Source organism: Streptomyces canus (assembly GCF_030815415.1).
Classification (GTDB): Bacteria; Actinomycetota; Actinomycetes; order Streptomycetales; family Streptomycetaceae; genus Streptomyces; species Streptomyces canus_F.
In genome coordinates this window covers 6,025,253-6,046,004 of the sequence record NZ_JAUSWW010000001.1, presented here as the reverse complement: position 1 = coordinate 6,046,004, position 20,752 = coordinate 6,025,253, and the positions used below count along the sequence as shown (strand labels likewise).

Here is a 20,752-nt window from a genome sequence, read left to right as displayed (position 1 = left end):
CCGGCCCTACCTCTGCAGCACCGACACGTCCTGATCGGCCTGCGGCACCTCGACCATGCCCCGGTCGTCCGGCAGCGTCTGCACCGTGAAGCCCGGGACACCGTCCTGCGTGTCCGTCAGGGTCCGGGCCGCGTAGACCGGGCCGCCCGACACCGGCTCGACGGTCAGCGCGTACGTGCCCTTCAGACCGCTCGGGACCGGCAGTTCGATGTCCTGCGTGGTGCCGCCCTTGATCGTGTACGTCTTCGAGGCCGCCTTGCCACCGCCGCTGCCCGCCGACGCGGTCACCTCGACCTGCGCGCCGCGGCCGGGGGCCACGAGGGACAGCGTGGTGCCCTTGGCACTGTTGTCGACGACCGTCGCGCGCGTGCCCACCGCGCGCGTGGCCGGAATGAAAGCGGTCTCCTTCTGGTCACCCTTGCCACGGGTGACCCGGACCGCCGCGACGACCGGCACGGACTCGTCGGTCGGCGTCAGCACCAGCGAACCGGCCTCCCCGCGCATGACGTCGCCCAGGTCGACCGCGGTCGTCATGCCCGCCTTGACGTGCAGGGTCTCGTTCCCGGCGGGCGTGATCAGCCCGGACGGCGAGGCGAGCTGCACCTTCAGGTCGGCGTCGGCGTCACCCGGCGTGAAGACGACCAGGCGCACATCGGTGGCGTCCTTGGGGATGCCCGGCAGCACGAGACTGCCCGCCGGGTCCGTGGACGCCGCCAGCCAGTCGCCGCCGATCTTGTCGTCGAGGGCCTGTACGGCGGCCCCGACCCGGCCGCTGCGGACGTTGACGTGCACGGTCAGGTTGGTCTGCTTGTCGCTGACGAGCGTGGACAGCAGGATCGGCTCGCTGGAGTGCGGCGGGACGGTGATGTCCTCGCCGGCCGGGGCCTCCAGCGCACCGTCCTTGCCGTACAGCTCGACGTCGACGACGGCCGCCGAGTCGTCGGGGTTGGTCAGGTGGACGTAGTCGGTGCGGTCCGCGTCGGTGCTGGCACCGGGGAACCAGAACTCCGTGTCGGCCGCGGTGCAGTTGACGCCTTGCAGGCCGCGTCCGGTGCCGGCGGCGACCTCGGTGGTCTCCTGCACGGTCCAACCGGGCGCGAACTGGCCCTCGGCGGTCCCGATGAGCGCCGGGGAGTCACCGCCGGAGGTGTCGCCCGTCACCGGGGTGCCGGGTTCCTTCGGGGTGAGGACCGGCTTGTCGGCCTTCTTCTTGCCGGACTTCTTCCCGTCCTGCGACTCCTGCGCGGCGGAGACGAGTTCGGCCTCACCGTCGCTGCCCGCGCCCTTGGTGACGGGCGTGAAGGACGTGTACGACGTCTCGGCGAGGTCGGAGATGCTCGGGCTCGGGCACAACAGGCTCGTGCGCTCCACGGGCAGCTCGGTGGCGGTCGTGGCGGTGTCCGTGCCGGACGCGTCGGGCGAGGTGAGCGTGGCGAACCCGGTGACGGCGGCGAGGGCGGTCACACAGGCGAACAGGGACACGGTGGTGCGGTTCACTGCTGGCTCCCGTCGGGGTGCTCGCCGCCGTGCTGCTGCGGCTGCGCCGGGTCGTACGTCGCGTCGTAACCCTGGTCGTACGGCTGCCCGTACTGGTCGTACGACGGCTGCTGCGCCTGTCCGCCGTACGCGTACGGGTCGTACTGGCCGCCCTGGTAGGGGTCCGCGTAGCTCTGCTGGTCGTAGCCGCCCGCCGGGTACTGCTGGGCGGCCTGGTACTGGTCACCGCCGTAGGCGTGGTACTCGGCGCCCTGGTAACTCGCCTGGTCCATCCCGTAGGCCTGCTGCTGCGGAACGGGCACCGGGGTCTCCTCCGAAGGAGGAGAGACGGGCTCGTCGCCCTGGGCGGCCTCCTCGGCCTCGGCCTGGGCGCGCAGACGGCGGGCGCGGCGGCCCTCGCCCTCCACCGCCTGGGCGGGGATCGCGCGCTCCTCCTCGGGGAGGTCGTCGTCGATGTCGCGGCGCCGGCCCGGCAGGGCGAGCACCACGAGGACGACCGCGAGGGAACCCTGCACCCACAGCCAGGCGGTGTGGGTGATCGGGTCGTCGTAGACGACGTCCAGCCTGCCGCCGGAAGCCGGTAGTTCGAAGCCCTGGGCCCAGCCGTCGACCGTCTTGGCGGTCAGCGGCCTGCCGTCCAGGGTGGCCGTCCAGCCCTCGGCGGCGGTGTCGGCGAGGCGCAGGGTGCGGCCGTCGGCGCCGGCCGGGATCGTGGTGTGGATCTCGACGGGTCCCGCGGCGACGAGCGTCGGGGCGCCGGAGCCGCTGACGATGGTGGCGCGGGCGACGTCCTGGTCGACGCGCCACAGCGCGCTGCGGTTCTGCTCGCTGAGCCGGGTCAGGCCCGGGGTGGCGTCCAGGACGCGGGTGACCTCGCGCGGGGCGCCCTTGTGGACCAGGACATAGCGCACCGCGAACTTGCCGAGCTGGTCGGACTGGTCGGCGCCGGAACCGGCGACGAGGTTGGCGACGACCTTGTCGAGGCGGCTGTTCTCGCCGTCGGCGGCGGTGAGTTCGGCGTCGCCGAGCCGGGCGCCGGAACCGCGGACCAGCATGTAGCCGACGTGGGCGGTGGAGTCGCTGTCCAGGACGAGGGTGCGGGCCCGGTCGCGGTTGTTGCTGTCCTCGGCGACGAACGCGGGCACCTGGACCGGGTCGCGTCGCTTGATGGGGCCGTCGGCGCCGCCGAGCATCCAGCCGGCGGCGACGAGCAGCGGGCCCGCTGCGGCGGCGAAGGCGATCAGCGCGGCGACCGGCTGGCGCCAGCCGAAGCTCTGTTCGGCGACACGCGCGCGTGCGCCGTCGGCGCCGAGCACGGCGGCCGCCAGCAGGGCGAGGCCGTAGACGAGGGTGGCCGGGCCCGCCCAGGCCGAGCCGTTGGACAGGACCGCGAAGACGAGGCCCGCCAGGGCGACCGTCCAGGCCGTCCAGATGCCGAACTGACGCTCCGAGCGCAGCAGGGCGGCCAGCGCGGCCAGCACGACGCCGATGAGCATCAGCCCGCTGACCGTGCCGGGGCCGCCGGGGCTGGCGCCGAGCAGGTCGAGGGCGGAGGCGGCCGAGGAGCCGTACGCGAGGCCCGCCTCGTCGAAGAACCCGAACGGGAGCAGCGTGAGCGACCAGGGCGCGAGGATCAGCAGGGGCGTGCCGAGCTGGGCCAGGAAACGCAGGCCGTAGGCGGTGATGTCGGCGCGGCGCACGGCCAGGACGCCGAGGCCGAGGAGCAGCGCGAGGGGCCAGATGATCGGCGTGAACGCGGTGGTGACCGTCAGCAGCAGGGCGTACGCCCAGGTGGCGCGCCAACTGCCGCGCGCGTCCGAGGTGTTCGCGAGGCCGGATGCCGCGATGCCCGCGCGGGCGATGAGCGGCAGCAGGATCGCGAGGACGGCGGTGCCGAGGCGGCCGCCGGCGAGCGCGCCGGTGGCGGCGGGCAGGAAGGCGTAGACGACGGCCGCCCAGGCGCGCAGGAGCCGCGACTCGACGAGCGGGCGGGAGGCGAAGTAGGCGGTGACGCCGGCCAGTGGCACCGAGCAGACGAGCAGGACCGTGATGGCGAGGCCCGTCGACCCGAACAGCAGGGAGGAGAGCATCGCGACGAACGCCAGGTACGGCGGCGCCGACGTGGCTCCTCCGGCTCCGACCGCGTGCCAGGAGTCGAGGTAGCGCGACCACAGTTCGCCGGAGTCGGCCGGGGCGGGCAGCAGGGCGCCGCCCGTGAGCGCGCCGGCGCCGAGGAGTGCACGGCAGGCGGCCAGTGAGACGAGCAGCAGCACCAGGAAGAGCACCGGTCCCGGCTTGCGGGCGATGCGCTTGACGCGGGCGAACTGCTCGATCTCCAGGAAGTCGGCGTCGTCGCCGCCGGGTCCGGACTCGACCGCGCCGCCGTGCCGTCCCGCTCCTGAGGTGGCTTCGGGGTCGGAGCTGCCGAACAGGTCGCCGGCGACCTGTTCGACGGTGGCCCGCACGGTCGCGCCGGGTGGCGGGAACAGCGGCCGCATCTCACCCTTGTCGACCACCGGTGTGCCGCGCCTGCGGCGGCCGGCGATGATCCGCTCGGGCCGCAGCAGTGTGCCGAGCAGGCCGCGGATCTCGTCGAGGGCCTGTCCGGGGACCTTGCCGACGAGGTTGGCGACCGTCCGCAGCACCGTGCCGACGACGAGTCGCAGCAGGACCCAGGGCAGCACGGCCGTACGGCTGTTGACGAGCAGGGTGTAGGCGGCGCCCGCCTTGTCGACCTTGTGCGGGGAGGCCGCGGTGCGGCCCACGCAGTCGACGGCGCGGCGCTCGCGGGAGGCCGCCTCCGCGTGGCGTACGACCGCCTCGGGGGCGACGAGGACGCGGTGGCCGGCGGCCGTGGCACGCCAGCACAGGTCGACGTCGTCGCGCATCAGGGGCAGCCGTCGGTCGAAGCCGCCGAGCTGGTCGAAGATGTCGCGGCGCACGAGCATGCCGGCGGTGGAGACGGCCAGCACGGGCCGGACGTGGTCGTGCTGGCCCTGGTCCTGTTCGCGGCGGTCCAGGCCGGTCCAGCGGCGCCCGGAGTGGGCGATGGTGACGCCGACCTCGAGCAGCTGCCGCTTGTCGTACCAGCCGCGGAGCTTGGGGCCCACGACGGCGACGTCGTCCCGGCCGAGCTCCAGCTCGTTCTCCACGACCCTCAGCAGCTGGGCCAGGGCGTCGGGTTCGGGGGCGCAGTCGTCGTGCAGCAGCCACAGCCACTGCACCGGCTCTCCGTGCGGGAGCTCGGGCAGGTCGTAGGCGTCGTCGCGCCACGTGCGCGTGACGGGGTCCCAGCCGCTGGGCCGCTTCAGGTACGGCAGCTCCTCGGGGGTGAGGAGGGGCGCGCTGCGGTTGGCCTCCTCGACGGCCTGGCCGAAGCCGGTGCGGCGGGCGAGGTGCAGCACGTGGTCCGGTCCGAGGGCCTGGGTGACCAGCTGCGCGGACTCGTCCGCGCTGCCGGTGTCGGCGGCCATGGCGAACTGGACGGGGCGCTCCTGGCCGAGCAGCCCGGCGAGCGCGTCGGGCAGCCAGCGGGCGCCGTCGTGGGAGACGAGGACCGCGGTCACCACATGACGCGGAAACTCGGGAGTGGCAGCGTCGTGAGCTGCCGTGTGGCTGTGCACGGACATCGAGGTACGGGCCCCGGTTCGGTGGACTGCGGTGGACGCCTGTGCCCCCAGGGGACAGCGGGGCGTCTCGGACGAGCGCCCACACTATCGGCTGGGCATGAGGACGGCCCGCCGCCTGTGGACAACCCACCTGCGACGGGCCGTAAGTCCCGTATGTGCGTGCGATGTGGCACCGACCGGTCAGACGGCCGCCTTCTTCAGGCGGCGGCGCTCCCGCTCGGACAGGCCGCCCCAGATGCCGAACCGCTCGTCGTTTGCGAGGGCGTACTCGAGGCACTCGGAGCGGACTTCACAGGACAGGCAGACCTTCTTGGCCTCGCGGGTGGAGCCACCCTTCTCGGGGAAGAAGGACTCGGGGTCGGTCTGGGCGCACAGCGCGCGCTCCTGCCAGCCGAGTTCCTCGTCCGCGTCGTCGACCAGCAGTTGCTGCACCAGCTCGGTCATGTGCGCCCCTCGTCTGTCTTTCGCGTCCCCGTGATCTAGCCGTTACCGATGTCGGCTGAACGACACGAGTGAAATTACAAGTGTGCTGCTCCGGGCGAGTCAAGCCGAGATCTGCTATTGGGCCCCTTATTCACTCTGCGGAACCAAGGCCTAGCAGAAAGTGTTCAAATCGTCATAAACCTTGACAAGCAGATAGGGCCCGGGGGAACTTCCGACCCGCGCAGGACCTGTACGGAGAAGGACGCCCAGAACTTCGATCCCGTTCCGTGCGCCCGGTTGTGCGCCATGTGTCCCGGTAGACCTCTGAACAAACCTTTCACCTCACAGATGGACCGGATGAGGTGAAACATGTCCCACTTGTCGGTGTCGAGTTGACAGTGCCGGGTGTGAGCCGCTGTCCTTGTGGGCATGCTCGCGAACTCGGCACTCACCTCGACCCGCACCGCCGGGTCCCACGGTGCTGCCCGCGCGCGCTGTAGCTGTTGCTGTCCCAGCTGTTGAGCGACACCCGCTCCGGCTGAAGCCGAGTCGCCCTGCGACTCGGCTCTTCTGTTCCCCTCTGACCTTCTTTCACTGAGGAACCAGCGCATCCCATGAACAGCGACAACGACCTCCAGATCGCCGGCGACATCCTCGAGGTACCGCACCTGCTCCAGGCTCCGCGCGAGCACCCGGCCACCGTCGCCGAGTTCGTCGGCCTCGCCCGCTCCATCGCCGCCGACCGCTCCCAGTGGGAGCACCTGGTGCGGTACGACGCCACGTCGCGCTGGTACCACCGGCTGCGCACCGGCCCGGGGTACGAGGTGTGGCTGCTGTCCTGGGTGCCCGGTCAGGGCAGCGGTCTGCACGACCACGGCCGGTCCTCCGGGGTGCTGACCGTCCTGGACGGCGAGCTGACCGAGCGGACGGAGCGCGGCACGCGCGCGCTGGGGACGGGCTCGCAGCGGGTGTTCGCGCCGGGCTATGTGCACGAGGTCGTCAACGACGCACTGGAGCCGGCGGTCACCCTGCACGTGTACTACCCGGGCCTGACGGAGATGCCTATGCACAGCGCGTGCACGGCCCCCGCGGCGTACCACGAGGCGGACGTCGTAACCGCCTGACGCGTTGTCGTACCGGCCTGCAAGACTTGCTCCCATGCGCATTGTGGTTCTGGCAGGCGGCATCGGTGGTGCCCGGTTCCTGCGCGGTCTGAAGCAGGCCGCGCCGGACGCGGACATCACGGTCATCGGCAACACCGGGGACGACATCCACCTCTTCGGGCTGAAGGTCTGCCCGGACCTCGACACGGTGATGTACACGCTCGGCGGCGGCATCAACGAGGAGCAGGGCTGGGGCCGGGCCGACGAGACCTTCCATCTCAAGGAGGAGCTCGCGGCGTACGGCGTGGGGCCGGAGTGGTTCGGACTGGGCGACCGGGACTTCGCCACGCACATCGTGCGGACGCAGATGATCGGCGCCGGGTTTCCGCTCAGCGCGGTCACCGAGGCGCTCTGCGACCGCTGGCAGCCGGGCGTGCGGCTGATCCCGATGTCCGACGACCGGGTGGAGACGCATGTGGCCGTCGAGGTGGACGGCGAGCGCAAGGCGATCCACTTCCAGGAGTACTGGGTGCGGCTGCGGGCCTCGGTCCCGGCGGAGGCGATCGTGCCGGTGGGTGCGGAGCAGGCCAAGCCCGCACCGGGCGTCCTGGAGTCCATCGCCGAGGCGGACGTCATCCTCTTCCCGCCGTCCAACCCCGTCGTCTCGGTCGGCACGATCCTCGCGGTGCCCGGCATCCGCGAGGCGATCGCCGAGGCCGGGGTGCCGGTGGTCGGCCTCTCCCCCATCGTCGGGGACGCGCCCGTGCGCGGGATGGCCGACAAGGTGCTCGCCGCGGTGGGCGTGGAGTCGACGGCCGCGGCGGTGGCCGAGCACTACGGCTCGGGGCTGCTGGACGGCTGGCTCGTCGACACCGTGGACGCGGGCTCCGTGGAGCGGATCGAGACGGCGGGCATCCGTTGCCGGGCCGTACCGCTGATGATGACGGACCTCGACGCGAGCGCCGAGATGGCCCGCGAGGCACTCGCGCTGGCGGAGGAGGTACGCGCGTCGTGACCACGGACGGTTTCCGCGCCTGGGCCGTGCCCGGCCTCCCCGAGATAGCGCCCGGCGACGACCTCGCCAAGCTCATCGCCGCCGCCGAGCCCGGCCTCGCCGACGGGGACGTCCTCCTCGTCACCTCGAAGATCGTCTCCAAGGCGGAGGGCCGGGTCGTCGAGGCGGCCGACCGGGAGGCGGCGATCGACGCCGAGACGGTCCGCGTGGTGGCCAGACGCGGCGCCCTGCGGATCGTCGAGAACCGGCAGGGCCTGATCATGGCGGCGGCCGGGGTCGACGCCTCCAACACCCCCGCCGGCACGGTCCTGCTGCTGCCAGAGGACCCGGACGCTTCCGCCCGCGCGATCCGCGAGGGCCTGCGCGACCTGCTCGGCGTCGACGTCGGGGTCCTCGTCACCGACACCTTCGGGCGGCCGTGGCGCGCCGGGCTCACGGATGTGGCGATCGGCGCGGCGGGTGTGCGGGTGCTCGACGACCTGCGTGGCGGCACGGACGCGTACGGCAATCCGCTCAGCGCGACCGTCGTCGCCACGGCCGATGAACTCGCCGCGGCCGGCGACCTGGTGAAGGGCAAGGCCGCCGGGCTGCCCGTCGCGGTCGTGCGGGGGCTGGCGCACGTGGTGGCCGAGGAGCACGGGGAGGGGGCGGGCGCCATGGTGCGCGACGCGCGCGACGACATGTTCCGGCTGGGCACCTCCGAGGCGATCCGGCAGGCGGTGACCCAGCGCCGTACGGTGCGGGCCTTCACGGACGAGCCGGTCGACCCCGGCGCGGTGCGCCGCGCGGTCGCCGCGGCCGTGACGGCTCCGGCGCCGCACCACACGACGCCGTGGCGTTTCGTGCTGCTGGAGTCCGCGGAGTCGCGGACCCGGCTGCTGGACGCCATGCGGGACGCCTGGATCGCGGACCTGCGGCGGGACGGCAAGAGCGAGGAGTCGATCGCCAAGCGGGTGAAGCGCGGGGATGTGCTGCGCAACGCGCCGTACCTGGTGGTGCCGTGTCTCGTGATGGACGGCTCGCACGACTACGGCGATCCGCGGCGGGACGGCGCCGAGCGGGAGATGTTCGTCGTCGCGACCGGGGCCGGCGTGCAGAACTTCCTCGTCGCACTGACCGGCGAGCGGCTGGGGTCGGCGTGGGTGTCCTCGACGATGTTCTGCCGGGACGTGGTGCGCGAGGTGCTCGGGCTGCCCGGCGACTGGGATCCGATGGGGGCGGTCGCGGTCGGGCATCCGGCGCGGGAGCCGGGGCCGCGTCCGGACCGGGACGCGGGGATGTTCATCGAGGTGCGGTGAGGGCGGCCCCCGTACCTCTAGGCTCGAGGGGACCCTCGTAGGACTCTCGCGGGCCCTCCCCATCTCTCCCGGGACTTCATTCGTGGCTGGACGGTTCACTCCGCGGCCCACGCGTACGACCGTGCGCGGCGGGCATGTCGCCGTGCCCGGGGGTGTGCCGCGGCAGGTGGCGGCGCCGGGGCGGGTGCGGACGTGGGTGCCCGAAGGGCCGCTGGATCTGGGCCTTGTGCTCGGGCCGTTGCGGCGGGGGCCTGCCGATCCGACGTTCCGGGCGATGCCGGACGGGTCGGTGTGGCGGGCCAGTCTCACGCCTGCCGGGCCGGGGACGCTGCGGGTCACGGCGGCCGGTGGCCAGGTGCGCGGGGAGGCGTGGGGGCCGGGGGCGGAGTGGCTGCTCGACGGGTTGCCGTCGTTGCTCGGGGCGGCCGACGACCCGTCCGCGTTCGCGCCCCGGCACCGGCTGCTGGCCTCGGCGCAGCATCGGCGGCCGGGGCTGCGGCTGACGCGGACGGGGCTGGTGCTGGAGTCGCTGATCCCGTCGATCCTCGAGCAGAAGGTGACGACCGACGAGGCGTACCGGGCGTGGCGGTCGCTGGTCCGGAAGTACGGCGAGCCGGCGCCGGGGCCCGCGGCCGGTGGACGGCTGTTCGTGATGCCCGCTCCCCGGACGTGGGCGTTGATCCCGTCCTGGGAGTGGCATCGGGCCGGGGTCGACAACAAGCGGGCGTCGACGATTCTGCGGGCGGTCCGGGTCGCCGCCCGGCTGGAGCAGGCGATGGCGATGGATCCGGCCGAGGCGCAGGTCCGGCTGGAGGTCGTGCCCGGGATCGGGCCATGGACGTCCGCGGAGGTCGTGCAGCGCAGCCATGGGGCGGCGGACGCGGTGACCGTGGGGGATCTGCATCTGCCGGGGATCGTCGGGTGGGCGCTGGCCGGGGACCGGGACGCGGACGACTCCGTGATGCTGTCGCTGCTGGAACCGTACGCGGGGCAGCGGCATCGGGCGGCGCGGTTGATCCTGTTGAGCGGGCGGACGCCGGCGCGGCGGGCTCCGCGGATGCCGCGCGGGGACATCGGGCGACTGTGAGTGGGGGGTGGCCGGCCCCAGGCGTTTTTCGCCCCCGCCGCCCCTACCCGTCCCATCCTCCAGGGGCGCCGCCCCTTCGGCCCCGGTCCCTGGGGGCTGCGCCCCCAGCCCCCCCATCGGCCCGAAAGGCCTCGTCCTCAAGCTCCCCCAGAGGGGGCACCCCCAGACGGGCTGAAAGGGGCCCCTACTGGTCCGAGGAGAAGCGCACCGCGCCCGCCGGGATCCGCGCGTCGCACCACACCCGGGCGCCCTCGCGCAGTTCGTTGTCGGCGCCGACCACCGCGCCGTCGCCGATGACCGTGCCGGTGAGGACCGAGCGCTCGCCCACGCGTGCCCGGGTCCCGATCAGGGAGTCCGTGATGACGGCGCCCGGTTCGATGACCGCGCCGGGGAGGATCGTGCTGCCGAAGACGCGGGCGCCCTCGGCCACGAAGGCGCCCTCGCCGACCACGGTGCCGCCCGTCAGTTTGGCGTCGGCGGCCACCCGTGCCGTGGGCAGGACGAGACGGTCGCCGCAGCGGCCGGGAACCGCCGGGGAGGGGGCGCGGCCGAGGACGAGGTCCGCCGAGCCTCGTACGAAGGCGGCGGGGGTGCCGAGGTCCAGCCAGTACGTCGAGTCGACCATGCCCTGGAGGTGGGCTCCGGCCGCGAGGAGGCCGGGGAACGTCTCGCGTTCCACCGAGACCGGGCGGCCCGCCGGGATCGTGTCGATCAGGGAGCGGCGGAAGACGTAGGCGCCCGCGTTGATCTGGTCGGTGACGATCTCCTCGGGGGTCTGCGGCTTCTCCAGGAAGGCCAGCACCCGGCCCGACGGGTCGGTGGGGACCAGGCCGTACGCCCTGGGGTCCGTCACCTTCGTCAGATGGAGGGAGACGTCCGCGTTCGTCGACTCGTGGGTGGCGACCAGCGCCCTGATGTCCAGGCCCGTCAGGATGTCGCCGTTGAAGATCAGGACCGGGTCGTCCGGTGCGGAGTGCAGCCGGGACGCCACGTTGCGGATCGCGCCGCCCGTGCCCAGCGGCTCGTCCTCGGTCACGTACTCGATGTGGAGGCCGAGTGCCGAGCCGTCGCCGAAGTACGGCTCGAAGACCTCCGCCAGATAGGACGTGGCGAGGACGATGTGGTCCACGCCCGCCGCTCTCGCTCTCGCCAGCTGGTGTGTGAGGAAGGGGACCCCGGCCGCGCGCACCATGGGCTTCGGCGTGTGCACGGTGAGCGGGCGCAGTCTCGTGCCCTTGCCGCCGACCAGGAGGATCGCTTCTGTCACCTGTAGTCTCCGCTTCCTGCCGGTGACCGGCCGAACTGTCTTTCGACCGGTCAGTGTATGCAGACCGTTGTGCGGCGCTTTCGGCGGCAGTGCGGTACTCCGCCCCAGGCCCCCGACGGCGGTGGAGATGGCTGAACGCGGTCCCCCCGGTTCCCCTAACGCCCCTGGTAGTCGGCCGCGCTCGAACGGGCCGAACCGAGCTTGCGGTAGAGCTCCTTGCCGGGGCATGCGGTGGAGAACCCGTCCCGGTGGCCGGAGATCACGTTCAGGCGTACCTTCTTGCCTTTTCGGTAGAGATTGCCACCACCCGACTTCAGGTATGTCTTGCCGCTCGGATTGGCGCCGTAGAGACCGAGCTTCCACGCCGTCAGCCGGGCGATCCCCCTCACGGCGGCGGCTTTGGGACGGGTGGAGCCGAAGCTGCCGAGAACGGCGATCCCCATGCTGTTGGTGTTGAAACCGAGCGTGTGGGCGCCCAGGACCGCCTTCGCCACTCCCCCGGCACGGCCCTCGTAGATCTTTCCGCACTTGTCGACGAGGAAGTTGTAGCCGATGTCACGCCATCCCATGCTCTGGACGTGGTAGCGGTAGATACCGCGAATGACGGAGGGCGCCTGCGAACACTTGTAGCTGTTCCCGGTGGCGGTGTGGTGGACGAAGGCCGCCTTGACCTTGTTCGTGTAGACGAAGGTCTTCTCGCGCAGGCCCTCGTTCGCGCCCCAGCCGCGCCGGGTGACGATACGCGGGCGCGGGCCGATGTACGGCTTGACCCGCTGCTGCCCCGTCAGTTCACCGGCCCGCAGGGCGAGCAGTTCCCGTTCGGTCCGCGCACGGTCGAGGGCGGGGATCTCCGGGGCGCCGAGGGGGACGAGGTCGGCGTCGGCGGCGGAGGCGGTGACGGACCCGGTGCCGAGCGAGCCGGCGCGCGCGCCGCTCACCGGCGGGCCCTCGGGAGCCGAGGCCTCCCCGGGATCCACGAGTTCCAGACGCAGCCCCGGCGGCAGGACGCCGGGCGACGCGGCACGCTCTTCGCCGCCCGCACGCACGCGTACCTCGACGCCGTCCGAGTCCCCCACCCACAGCGGCGCCGTCGCCCCGCGCACCCGGCCCGAGGTGCGCTCGGCCGTGCCGGGGTCGGCGCCGTCGTCGGCGTAGTGCGTCTCCACGTCCTGCCAGCCGGACCAGGTGCCGGACGTGACGGCACGCGTGCGTACCTGGACGCTGCCGTGCAGGGCGGTGTCCGGGTCGTCCCAGACGACGCCGACCATCGAGAAGCGGCGCACATCGCGGGCCGGCAGGCCCTGTTCGGCGGCGGGTCCGAGGGCTCGGTCGCGACCCAGGGGGGCGAGGGGCAGGGACTGGGTGCTGCCGGGGACGAACACTTCCGCGTTCGGCGCCGGGCGCGCGACGGTCGCGGCGGCGGGTGGGCCCGGCGGAAGAGCCAGAGCGGCCGCGCACGTGACACCGATCGAGGAAGCAAGGAATCCACGCATGCCAACGATCGTGGACACAGCCCGACATTCCCGCCATTCGGGAATTGACGGACCGTCGGGTCGCGTTCCCCCGAACCGGCGACCCCGCCCCTCGTTGCGCGGCGCCGCCCCCGCGTACGCTTGCCCGGGTGACCACCACCGACCGCACCCCTGCCGACCTGCTGCGTTCCGCGCTCGCCGCGGACGCCGGACGCCCCCTGGTGACCTTCTACGACGACGCCACCGGCGAGCGCGTCGAACTGTCCGTGGCCACCTTCGCCAATTGGGTGGCCAAGACCGCCAATCTGCTCCAGGGCGAGCTGTCCGCGGAACCCGGCGACCGGGTCGCGCTGCTGCTGCCCGCGCACTGGCAGACGGCGGTGTGGCTGCTGGCCTGCTCGTCGGTGGGCGTGGTCGCGGACGTGGCCGGCGATCCCAAGGCCGCCGACATCGTGGTGAGCGGCCCGGACACACTGGACGCCGCCCGGGCCTGCTCCGGCTCGCGCATCGCCCTCGCGCTGCGCCCGCTGGGCGGCCGGTTCCCCCAGGCGCCGGACGGCTTCGCCGACTACGCCGTCGAGGTGCCGGGGCAGGGCGACCGCTTCGCGCCGTTCGCGCCGGTGGACCCCGAGGAGCCGGCGCTCATCGTGGCCGGGCGGGAGTTCAGCGGCGCCGAGGTCGTCGAGCGGGCGGCCGCGGAAGCCCCCGGCCTGGGGCTGACGGGTCCGGGGGCGCGACTGCTCTCGGGGATGCCGTACGACACCTGGGAGGGGCTCAGCGCCGGGCTCTACTCCCCGCTGGCCACCGGCGGGTCGGTGGTGCTGTGCCGGCATCTGGAGCGGCTGGGTGAGGAGTCGCTGGCCCAGCGGATCGAGAGCGAGCGGGTGACGGCGACCGCGCGCTGAGCGGGGCGGTCGTTCGTCCGCGGGCACCTCGTGGCCGGTCGCGCAGTCATCCGCGCCGCCCGCTCGAAAGTGCCCTCACTCCCCCGTCCGGCCCACCACCATCCGCCCCAGCCCTCCCATCCACGCCATGGTCGTAGGAGCAGCCGCAGTCGACGCTCGTACGCCATGAGGGGTGGATCCGGACGTGACCGACACCGCTGGTACGCCCTCGGCAGGCACCCTCGGTCCGGGAGCGGGGGCGTCCGCGACCGGGAACGGGCTGATACGACGGCGTCGGCGGCGGTGGCTGCGGTACGGGGCGGCCGCGGTGGCCGTCACGGTGGTGGCCGCCGTAGGGGCCGGGTGGGCGGTGTACGCGAAGCTGGACGGCAACATCACGCCGGACGACGCGGCGGCCGCCGAACTCGCCCGCTACGAGAAGGAGCGGCCCACCGCACTCGTCAAGGACGCGCAGAACATCCTGCTGATCGGGTCGGACTCACGGTCCGGGGACAGGAACGCGCGGTACGGGCGGGACTCGGGGACCGAGCGATCGGACACCACCATCCTGCTGCACCTCGCCGCCGGGCGGCGCAGCGCCACCGCGGTCTCGCTCCCCCGCGATCTGATGGTGGACGTGCCGGCCTGCCGGCAGCGGGACGGCGGCCGCTCCGAGCCGATGTTCGCGATGCTCAACTCCGCCTTCCAGAAGGGCGGTTCGGCCTGCACCATCCGAACCGTCGAGAACCTCACGGGAGTTCGCATCGACCATCACGTGGTCGTCGACTTCCACGGCTTCAAGGACATGGTCGACGCGATCGACGGCGTACGGATCTGTCTGGACGAGCCCATCCACGACAAGGCCGCCAAGCTGAACCTGCCGGCGGGCAGGGTGACACTCAGCGGCGAGCAGGCCCTCGGGTACGTGCGGGCCCGCAAGTCGCTCGGCGACGGCAGCGACACCGACCGGATGGACCGCCAGCAGCGGTTCCTCGCGGCGCTCGTCAACAAGGTGCAGAGCAATGACGTCCTGCTGAATCCGGTGAAGCTCTATCCCTTGCTGGACGCGGCGACCTCGTCGCTCACCACCGATCCGGATCTGGCTCACTTGCACGGTTTGTACGACCTTGTCCGCGGGATGCGCGACATCCCCACCGCACGTGTGCAATTTCTGACCGTCCCCAGGGAGTCGTACGCCCACGACGCCAATCGCGACCAACTCGTACAGGCCGAAGCCGAGAAGCTGTTCGAACGGCTCCGCAAGGATCAGCCGGTGGCGGTCGCCGAGGAAGTTCCACAGGATTCCGCGACAAAAGGCCCCAATTCGAGCGCCGGTTCGCAAGAAGAAGCGGATTTCTACGAGGAGTCGCACGACGACGACTACTCCGAGTACGGAGACCGCTACGACGGCAAATCCGGCACGAAGCGGCCCGATGAGCCCGTCGCGGCCGTTTCGCCCGCGCCGACGTTCCGCGGAAACACCGCCGCCGAGGACACCTGCAAGTAAAGCGATTGCCAAGGCGACGTACAGGTGTTCAAGGAAATGGGGCGGATTGACCAGTTGTAGGGACGTGGAATTTGTCACCGTCGTCGCTTGACGATGAACTGGCCGGATAGTGTGAGCGGTCCTGTGCATCCGGCCATCAGGTCTTCCTGAGGTCGGGCACAGGGTGACCGAGACCCGAGCGCCTTTGAGGGGGAAGGCGCCGCGTGGCCCCGACGGAGGATTCAGACAACCGTGGACGCGCAAGGCCGTGGGCGGGCGGACGACATCGACCCCGCAGACCAGTGGGTGCTCAATCCGACCACTGGCGAATACGAACTGCGACTGACTCCTTCCGCACCGCAATCGCCGGTGCCAGGACCTCGTAGATCCGCTCCCCGCTCCGGCGGCGGAGGAGGCTCTGCGGGCGGAGCGACGCGCAGCAGGTCGGCGGCCCCGGGCCGTACGGCACCCGCCGAGGCGCCCGGCCGTGACGTGCCGCCGCCTCGCAGACGCCGTGGCGCGCCCGAGGAACCGCTGCCGGGCCGGCGCAACCGGCGGCCGGTCAAGAAGAAGTCGAAGGCCAAGAAGGCCGTCGTGTGGACCGGCGGCGTCATGGCGTTCGTCCTGATCGGCACGGCCGGCGCCGCCTATCTGTACCTCAAGCACCTCGAGGGCAACGTCACCACCGAGGACGTCGGCTCCGTGGCCGACAGCGGCTTCAGCAAGGACGAGGCCTTCAACATCCTGATCATCGGCACCGACAAGCGGACCGGCGGGGGCAACGAGGGCTACGGCGACAAGGGGAGCGTCGGGCACGCCGACACCAACATCCTGCTGCACGTCTCCAAGGACCGTACGAACGCGACCGCGATGAGCATCCCGCGCGACCTGATCGTCGACGTGCCCGACTGTGACGGCAAGGACGGCGCGGTCATCCCGGGCACCCAGAACAAGCGCTTCAACACCAGCCTCGGCCAGTACGGACGCAACCCCGGCTGCACCATGAAGACGGTCGAGGAGCTCACCGGCATCGACGTGAACCACTTCGCGATGGCCGACTTCAACGCGGTGAAGACGCTGACGAGCGCGGTGGGCGGTGTGGAGGTCTGTCTCGCCAAGGACGTCAACGACCCCGACTCGCATCTGAACCTGTCGGCCGGCAAGCACACCATCGAGGGCGAGGAAGCACTCGCCTTCGTCCGCACCCGGCACAGCTTCGGCAACCAGGGCGACCTGGACCGCATCAAGGTCCAGCAGCAGTTCATGAGTTCGCTGATGCGGAAGATGACCTCGGGCGACACCCTCACCAGCCCCACCAAGCTGATCAAGCTGGCCAACGCCGCCACCAAGGCGCTCACCGTCGACAAGGGCATCGGCAAGGCCAGCACGCTCAAGGAAGTGGCGCTGGAGCTGAAGAAGGTGCCGATGAAGAACCTCACCTTCACCACGGTCCCGGTCAAGGACAACCCGGCCGAGGTGGTCAAGGCGACCGTCGTGCCCCTTGAGCCGAACGCCTCGCAGGTCTTCAACATGATCAAGAGTGACACCTCCTTCACCGCGGTCAAGGCCAAGGAGAAGAAGGAGAAGGCCGCCGTCGCCGCCCGGCTGAAGGGCACCAAGTCGGCCGCCGACGAGGTGCGGGTGCGCATCCTCAACGGCGGCGCCCCGGGCGGCAGCGCCCAGGAGGAGCTCACCTACCTCCAGACCGAGGCGGGGGTGACCAAGTCCGAGAACGCGGGCAACGCCGACAAGACGCAGACGAAGACGACCCTGGAGTACGCCCCCGACCAGGCCGACCAGGCCCGCCGGCTGGCCGCGATCATGGGGCTGTCCGGGTCGGCGCTGAAGCCGGGCGAGAGCGTCACCAACGCGCAGGGGCTGCCGACCATGACGCTGACGCTGGGCGAGGACTTCAAGGGCGCCGGGGTGAAGATGAACTCCTCGGCGGCGCCGGCGAACGTCGACAAGACCACGGCGAACGAGGTCAAGTGCGCGAGTTGACCGTGTGAAGTGTGTGACCTGACAGGCCTGTCGTACGTCTAACAGGACGTACGACAGGCCTGTTCAGTGCTGTCAGGGTGGGGAGGGGACGGGGAGATGACCCAGACCAGTGTGCAGGGGGAACAGACGCGAGGGGGCGTCCCGCAGGCTCGGGAGGGGGCCGCGGAGGGGAGCGGGAGCGGGAGCAGACACGGCAGACGCCGGGCACGGCCGCGCCGTAAACACCGCGTGCTGAGGTGGTCCGCGACGACGCTGTCGGTGCTGATACTCGGCACGGCCGGCGCCGGATACCTGTACTACCAGCACCTCAACGGCAACCTCGGCACGGGTGAGCGCAGCAGCGGCGACTCCAAGGCGAAGAAGAACGCGCCGAACGCGGCCGGGCAGACCCCGCTGAACATCCTGCTGATCGGCTCCGACAGCCGTGCCTCCGCCGAGAACGTGAAGCTCGGCGGCAGCAAGGACAACCGCGGCAACCCGCCGCTGGGGGATGTGCAGATGCTCATCCACCTGGCCGCGGACCGCAAGAGCGCCGCCGTGGTGACCATCCCGCGCGACACCCGGGTGCCCATCCCCGAGTGCACCGACCCGGACACGGACGACGTCTACCCGGCGACGACCAGAGAGATCATCAACACCACGCTGGCCCGCGGCGGGGCCGGCTGCACGCTGGCGACCTGGCAGAACCTCACCGGGGTCTACATCGACCACTGGATGACGATCGACTTCGCCGGTGTGGTGCGCATGGCGGACGCCGTCGGCGGCGTCGAGGTCTGTGTGAACCAGAACGTCCACGACCGCCCGCTGCCGGGTGTGTCCGGCGGCTCCGGCCTCAAGATGAAGGCCGGCCGCAAGGAGATCAAGGGCGAGCAGGCGCTCCAGTGGCTGCGCACCCGGCACGCGTGGGGCAGTGACCCGCTGCGGGCGCGGGCCCAGCACATGTACATGAACTCGATGATCCGCACGCTGAAGAAACAGAACGTCTTCACCGACGGCGGGCGCCTGATGGACCTGGCCGAGGCGGCCACGAAGTCGCTGGACGTCTCCGAGGAGATCGGCAGCGTGAAGAAGCTGTACGACCTCAGCAAGCAGCTCAAGTCGGTGCCGGCGGACCGGATCACCATGACGACGATGCCGAACATCGAGGATCCGCAGGACAGGAACCACCTGGTTCCGCAGGAAGCCGACGCCGAGAAGATGTGGCAGATGCTCCGCGACGACGTGCCCTTCGACGACAAGGGGACGGACTCGGGGAAGAAGAAGGCCGAGGAGAAGGTCTCCGACGATCCGGCGGCGGCGGACGGCGAGATCGGCGTCCTGGTGCAGAACGCCACGCGGTCCTCCTCGCTCGGTCCGGTCGACGGACGGGCGCGGACCGTCAGCGGGCTGCTGGCGGAGAAGGGCTTCGCCCGCGCGTCGGCGGACACCACGGCGGGGCTCGCCGAGGAGCGGACCGTGGTGCGCTATCCGAGCGCGGATCTGGAGGGCGATGCCCAGCGGATCGCCAAGTCCCTGGGAATTCCGCTGAGTTCGGTGAAGAAGTCGACGGACGTCTCCGGGGTCACCCTGGTCGTGGGCGCCGACTGGCGCGAAGGCACCACGTACCCGAAGAAGTCCGACCCGAAGGCCGGGGACCTGCCGTCGACCTCCGACGAGCTCAACGGGGCGGACAGCAGCAAATGCATGGACGTGTACAAGCCGTACCGCTGGTAGCGGCCGGCGTCCGGCCGAGCCGGCTTCCCGGACCCCACAGCAAACTCCTAACTGGCTGCAGAATGATGCAGCGTGCTCAGGTTCCGGAGCTCGAACAGCGCTTCGACAACGTATTCGACAACGGTTCTCGCGTACGCTTCCGACGAGGCGGACAGGCACACAGCCGACCGCCGGGCTGGGGAGCTCGGCAGTCCGTCAGGCGCAGGCTGGGGAGGGCAGGGAGTTGGCGCAAAGTGTGCGCGGCGAGGTTCCCGCGGTGGAGGACACGATGTCCCTCACACCGCAGGACCCGGGGCCGCCGGCCGGGCACGGCGGGAGACGGCGCGGAAAAGACGGCCGACGACGGGCACGTCGCGCCCTGCGCTGGTCCGCGATCGTGCTGTCGGTGGTGATACTCGGCACCGCGGGCGCCGGTTATCTCTACTACCGGCACCTCAACGGCAACATCAAGAAGGACGACCTGAACCTCGGCAACGCCAAGGACAGAGCGGCCAAGACGGAGGCGAACGCCGCCGGGCAGACCCCTCTGAACATCCTGCTGATCGGCTCGGACGCGCGGAACAGCAAGGAGAACCAGAAGCTCGGCGGCGCCAAGGACACGTACAACACCGCGCCGCGCGCGGACGTCCAGATGCTGTTGCACGTCTCGGCGGACCGCTCCAACATGTCGGTGGTCAGCATGCCGCGCGACACACTGGTCGACATACCCGAGTGCACGGACCCCGACACCGACAAGACCTACTCGGCGCTCACCTCGGAGATGACGAACGACTCCCTCGGCCGTGGCGGCCCCGGCTGCACGGTGGCGACCTGGGAGAAGCTCACCGACATCCACATCGACCACTTCATCATGGTCGACTTCGCGGGCGTGGTGTCGATGGCGGACGCCATCGGCGGCGTACCGGTCTGTGTGGACGCCAACATCCGCTCGCACACCTCCTCGGGCAAGGGCTCGGGCCTGGAGCTGGAGAAGGGCACCACGTACATCAAGGGCGAGCAGGCGCTCCAGTGGCTGCGCACGCGGTACGGCTTCGAGGACAACACCGACATCGCGCGCGCCAAGGCCCAGCACCAGTACATGAACGCGATGGTCCGCGAGCTGCGCGAGAACGCGACGCTGAGCAGCCCGAACAAGCTGCGCAAACTCGCCGAGACGGCCACCGAGGCACTGACGGTGGACGACGGTCTGGGCAGCGTGACGAAGCTGTACGACCTGAGCAACGAGCTGCGGCAGGTCCCCAGCAAGCGCATCACCATGACGACGATGCCGTGGCAGTACGCCTCGGACGGCAACCGGGTGGTGCCCAAGCCGGAGGAAGCGGAGAAGGTGTTCCGGCTGGTCCGTGAGGACATCGCGCTCGACGGCAAGGACAAGAAGAAGACCCAGGACGAGACCTCCGACGATCCGGCCGCCGCAGACGACGAGATCGCCGTCCAGGTGCGGAACGGCACCCGCACCAGCACGCAGACGGCGGTGACGGGGCGGGCCGGCGATGTGACCGGGATCCTCGTCGGCAAGGGGTTCACCGCGGCCAAGTCGGACTCCTCGGTGCTTCCCAGCCAGGGCAAGACGGTCGTCCGCTACCCGAGCGCCGACCTGGAGGGCGATGCCCAGCGGGTCGCCAAGTCCCTGGGGATTCCGATGAGTTCGGTGAAGAAGTCGACGGACGTCTCCGGGGTCACCCTGGTCGTGGGCGCGGACTGGCGCTCGGGTACGGCCTACAAGGCCGCGGCGGAGGACGACTCGCTGCCCGAGTCGGAGGACACCTTCAACGGCGCGGACACCAAGGCCTGCATGCACGTCAATCCCGACTTCACCTGGTAGCCGGACCCCTGCTGAACTTGCCCACGGCGAAGGCCCCTTCCCCCGCGGAAGG

Annotated in this window: 14 protein-coding genes; 9 read left to right on the top strand and 5 right to left on the bottom strand. The window is 71.3% G+C overall.

The genetic code is table 11. The annotated features are described in order from the left end of the window. Positions 1 to 6: 6 nt before the first annotated feature. From QF037_RS28090 to QF037_RS28080, 3 genes are all read right to left on the bottom strand, one after another. Complete coding sequence (locus QF037_RS28090; RefSeq protein WP_307029859.1) at positions 7 to 1,497, bottom strand: DUF5719 family protein; 1,491 nt, start codon at positions 1,495 to 1,497, stop codon at positions 7 to 9. Continuing rightward, positions 1,494 to 5,126, bottom strand: coding sequence for a glycosyltransferase family 2 protein (locus tag QF037_RS28085; RefSeq protein WP_307029857.1), 3,633 nt, complete (start codon positions 5,124 to 5,126; stop codon positions 1,494 to 1,496). Before QF037_RS28085 ends, QF037_RS28090 begins: the two co-directional genes overlap by 4 nt. A gap of 180 nt (positions 5,127 to 5,306) precedes the next feature. Then, positions 5,307 to 5,570 carry a WhiB family transcriptional regulator gene (locus QF037_RS28080; RefSeq protein WP_003990679.1) on the bottom strand — a complete coding sequence of 88 codons (264 nt, stop codon included), beginning with the start codon at positions 5,568 to 5,570 and terminating at the stop codon, positions 5,307 to 5,309. Positions 5,571 to 6,163: 593 nt separating this feature from the next. Here QF037_RS28080 and QF037_RS28075 point away from each other — a divergent pair. The 4 genes from QF037_RS28075 to QF037_RS28060 all read left to right on the top strand — a co-directional run bounded on the left by QF037_RS28075 (position 6,164) and on the right by QF037_RS28060 (position 10,052). Beyond that, the gene (locus QF037_RS28075) at positions 6,164 to 6,673 is read left to right on the top strand and encodes a cysteine dioxygenase (protein WP_307029854.1); all 510 of its coding nucleotides are present in this window, start codon (positions 6,164 to 6,166) and stop codon (positions 6,671 to 6,673) included. Between the two features lie 34 nt (positions 6,674 to 6,707). Continuing rightward, a complete protein-coding gene (gene cofD, locus QF037_RS28070) occupies positions 6,708 to 7,667 on the top strand; it encodes a 2-phospho-L-lactate transferase (protein WP_307029852.1) in 960 nt (319 codons plus the stop codon). Next, the gene (locus QF037_RS28065) at positions 7,664 to 8,965 is read left to right on the top strand and encodes a coenzyme F420-0:L-glutamate ligase (protein WP_307029851.1); all 1,302 of its coding nucleotides are present in this window, start codon (positions 7,664 to 7,666) and stop codon (positions 8,963 to 8,965) included. Before cofD ends, QF037_RS28065 begins: the two co-directional genes overlap by 4 nt. Before the next feature lie 82 nt (positions 8,966 to 9,047). Further along, entirely contained in the window at positions 9,048 to 10,052 is a 1,005-nt protein-coding gene (locus QF037_RS28060; RefSeq protein WP_307029849.1) for a DNA-3-methyladenine glycosylase family protein, read from the top strand. Positions 10,053 to 10,236: 184 nt separating this feature from the next. Here the strand turns inward: QF037_RS28060 and QF037_RS28055 are convergent, their stop codons facing one another. After that, the gene (locus QF037_RS28055) at positions 10,237 to 11,319 is read right to left on the bottom strand and encodes an NDP-sugar synthase (RefSeq protein WP_307029847.1); all 1,083 of its coding nucleotides are present in this window, start codon (positions 11,317 to 11,319) and stop codon (positions 10,237 to 10,239) included. Positions 11,320 to 11,474: 155 nt separating this feature from the next. Continuing rightward, on the bottom strand, positions 11,475 to 12,812 hold the full coding sequence (locus QF037_RS28050) for a peptidoglycan recognition protein family protein (protein ID WP_307029845.1): 1,338 nt from the start codon (positions 12,810 to 12,812) through the stop codon (positions 11,475 to 11,477). 128 nt (positions 12,813 to 12,940) lie between these two features. Between QF037_RS28050 and QF037_RS28045 the strand changes: the two genes are divergently transcribed. The 5 genes from QF037_RS28045 (at position 12,941) to QF037_RS28025 (ending at position 20,700) form a co-directional block, all read left to right on the top strand. Next, a complete protein-coding gene (locus tag QF037_RS28045) occupies positions 12,941 to 13,696 on the top strand; it encodes a TIGR03089 family protein (RefSeq protein ID WP_307029843.1) in 756 nt (251 codons plus the stop codon). Between the two features lie 184 nt (positions 13,697 to 13,880). Next, a complete protein-coding gene (locus QF037_RS28040; RefSeq protein WP_307029841.1) occupies positions 13,881 to 15,182 on the top strand; it encodes an LCP family protein in 1,302 nt (433 codons plus the stop codon). A gap of 231 nt (positions 15,183 to 15,413) precedes the next feature. Next, positions 15,414 to 17,162: an LCP family protein gene (locus QF037_RS28035; protein WP_307029839.1), complete on the top strand. Its 1,749-nt coding sequence runs from the start codon at positions 15,414 to 15,416 to the stop codon at positions 17,160 to 17,162. 96 nt (positions 17,163 to 17,258) lie between these two features. Then, complete coding sequence (locus QF037_RS28030) at positions 17,259 to 18,875, top strand: LCP family protein (protein WP_307029837.1); 1,617 nt, start codon at positions 17,259 to 17,261, stop codon at positions 18,873 to 18,875. A gap of 268 nt (positions 18,876 to 19,143) precedes the next feature. Beyond that, on the top strand, positions 19,144 to 20,700 hold the full coding sequence (locus tag QF037_RS28025) for an LCP family protein (RefSeq protein ID WP_307029835.1): 1,557 nt from the start codon (positions 19,144 to 19,146) through the stop codon (positions 20,698 to 20,700). Positions 20,701 to 20,752: the final 52 nt, after the last annotated feature.

Excerpts from the sequence above, each read along its gene's own strand:
- QF037_RS28085 (WP_307029857.1), bottom strand. The coding sequence starts at position 5,126 with ATGTCCGTGCACAGCCACACGGCAGCTCACGACGCTGCCACTCCCGAG.
- QF037_RS28080 (WP_003990679.1), bottom strand. The coding sequence starts at position 5,570 with ATGACCGAGCTGGTGCAGCAACTGCTGGTCGACGACGCGGACGAGGAA.
- QF037_RS28075 (WP_307029854.1), top strand. The coding sequence starts at position 6,164 with ATGAACAGCGACAACGACCTCCAGATCGCCGGCGACATCCTCGAGGTA.
- cofD (WP_307029852.1), top strand. The coding sequence starts at position 6,708 with ATGCGCATTGTGGTTCTGGCAGGCGGCATCGGTGGTGCCCGGTTCCTG.
- QF037_RS28050 (WP_307029845.1), bottom strand. The coding sequence starts at position 12,812 with ATGCGTGGATTCCTTGCTTCCTCGATCGGTGTCACGTGCGCGGCCGCT.
- QF037_RS28030 (WP_307029837.1), top strand. The coding sequence starts at position 17,259 with ATGACCCAGACCAGTGTGCAGGGGGAACAGACGCGAGGGGGCGTCCCG.
- QF037_RS28025 (WP_307029835.1), top strand. The coding sequence starts at position 19,144 with ATGTCCCTCACACCGCAGGACCCGGGGCCGCCGGCCGGGCACGGCGGG.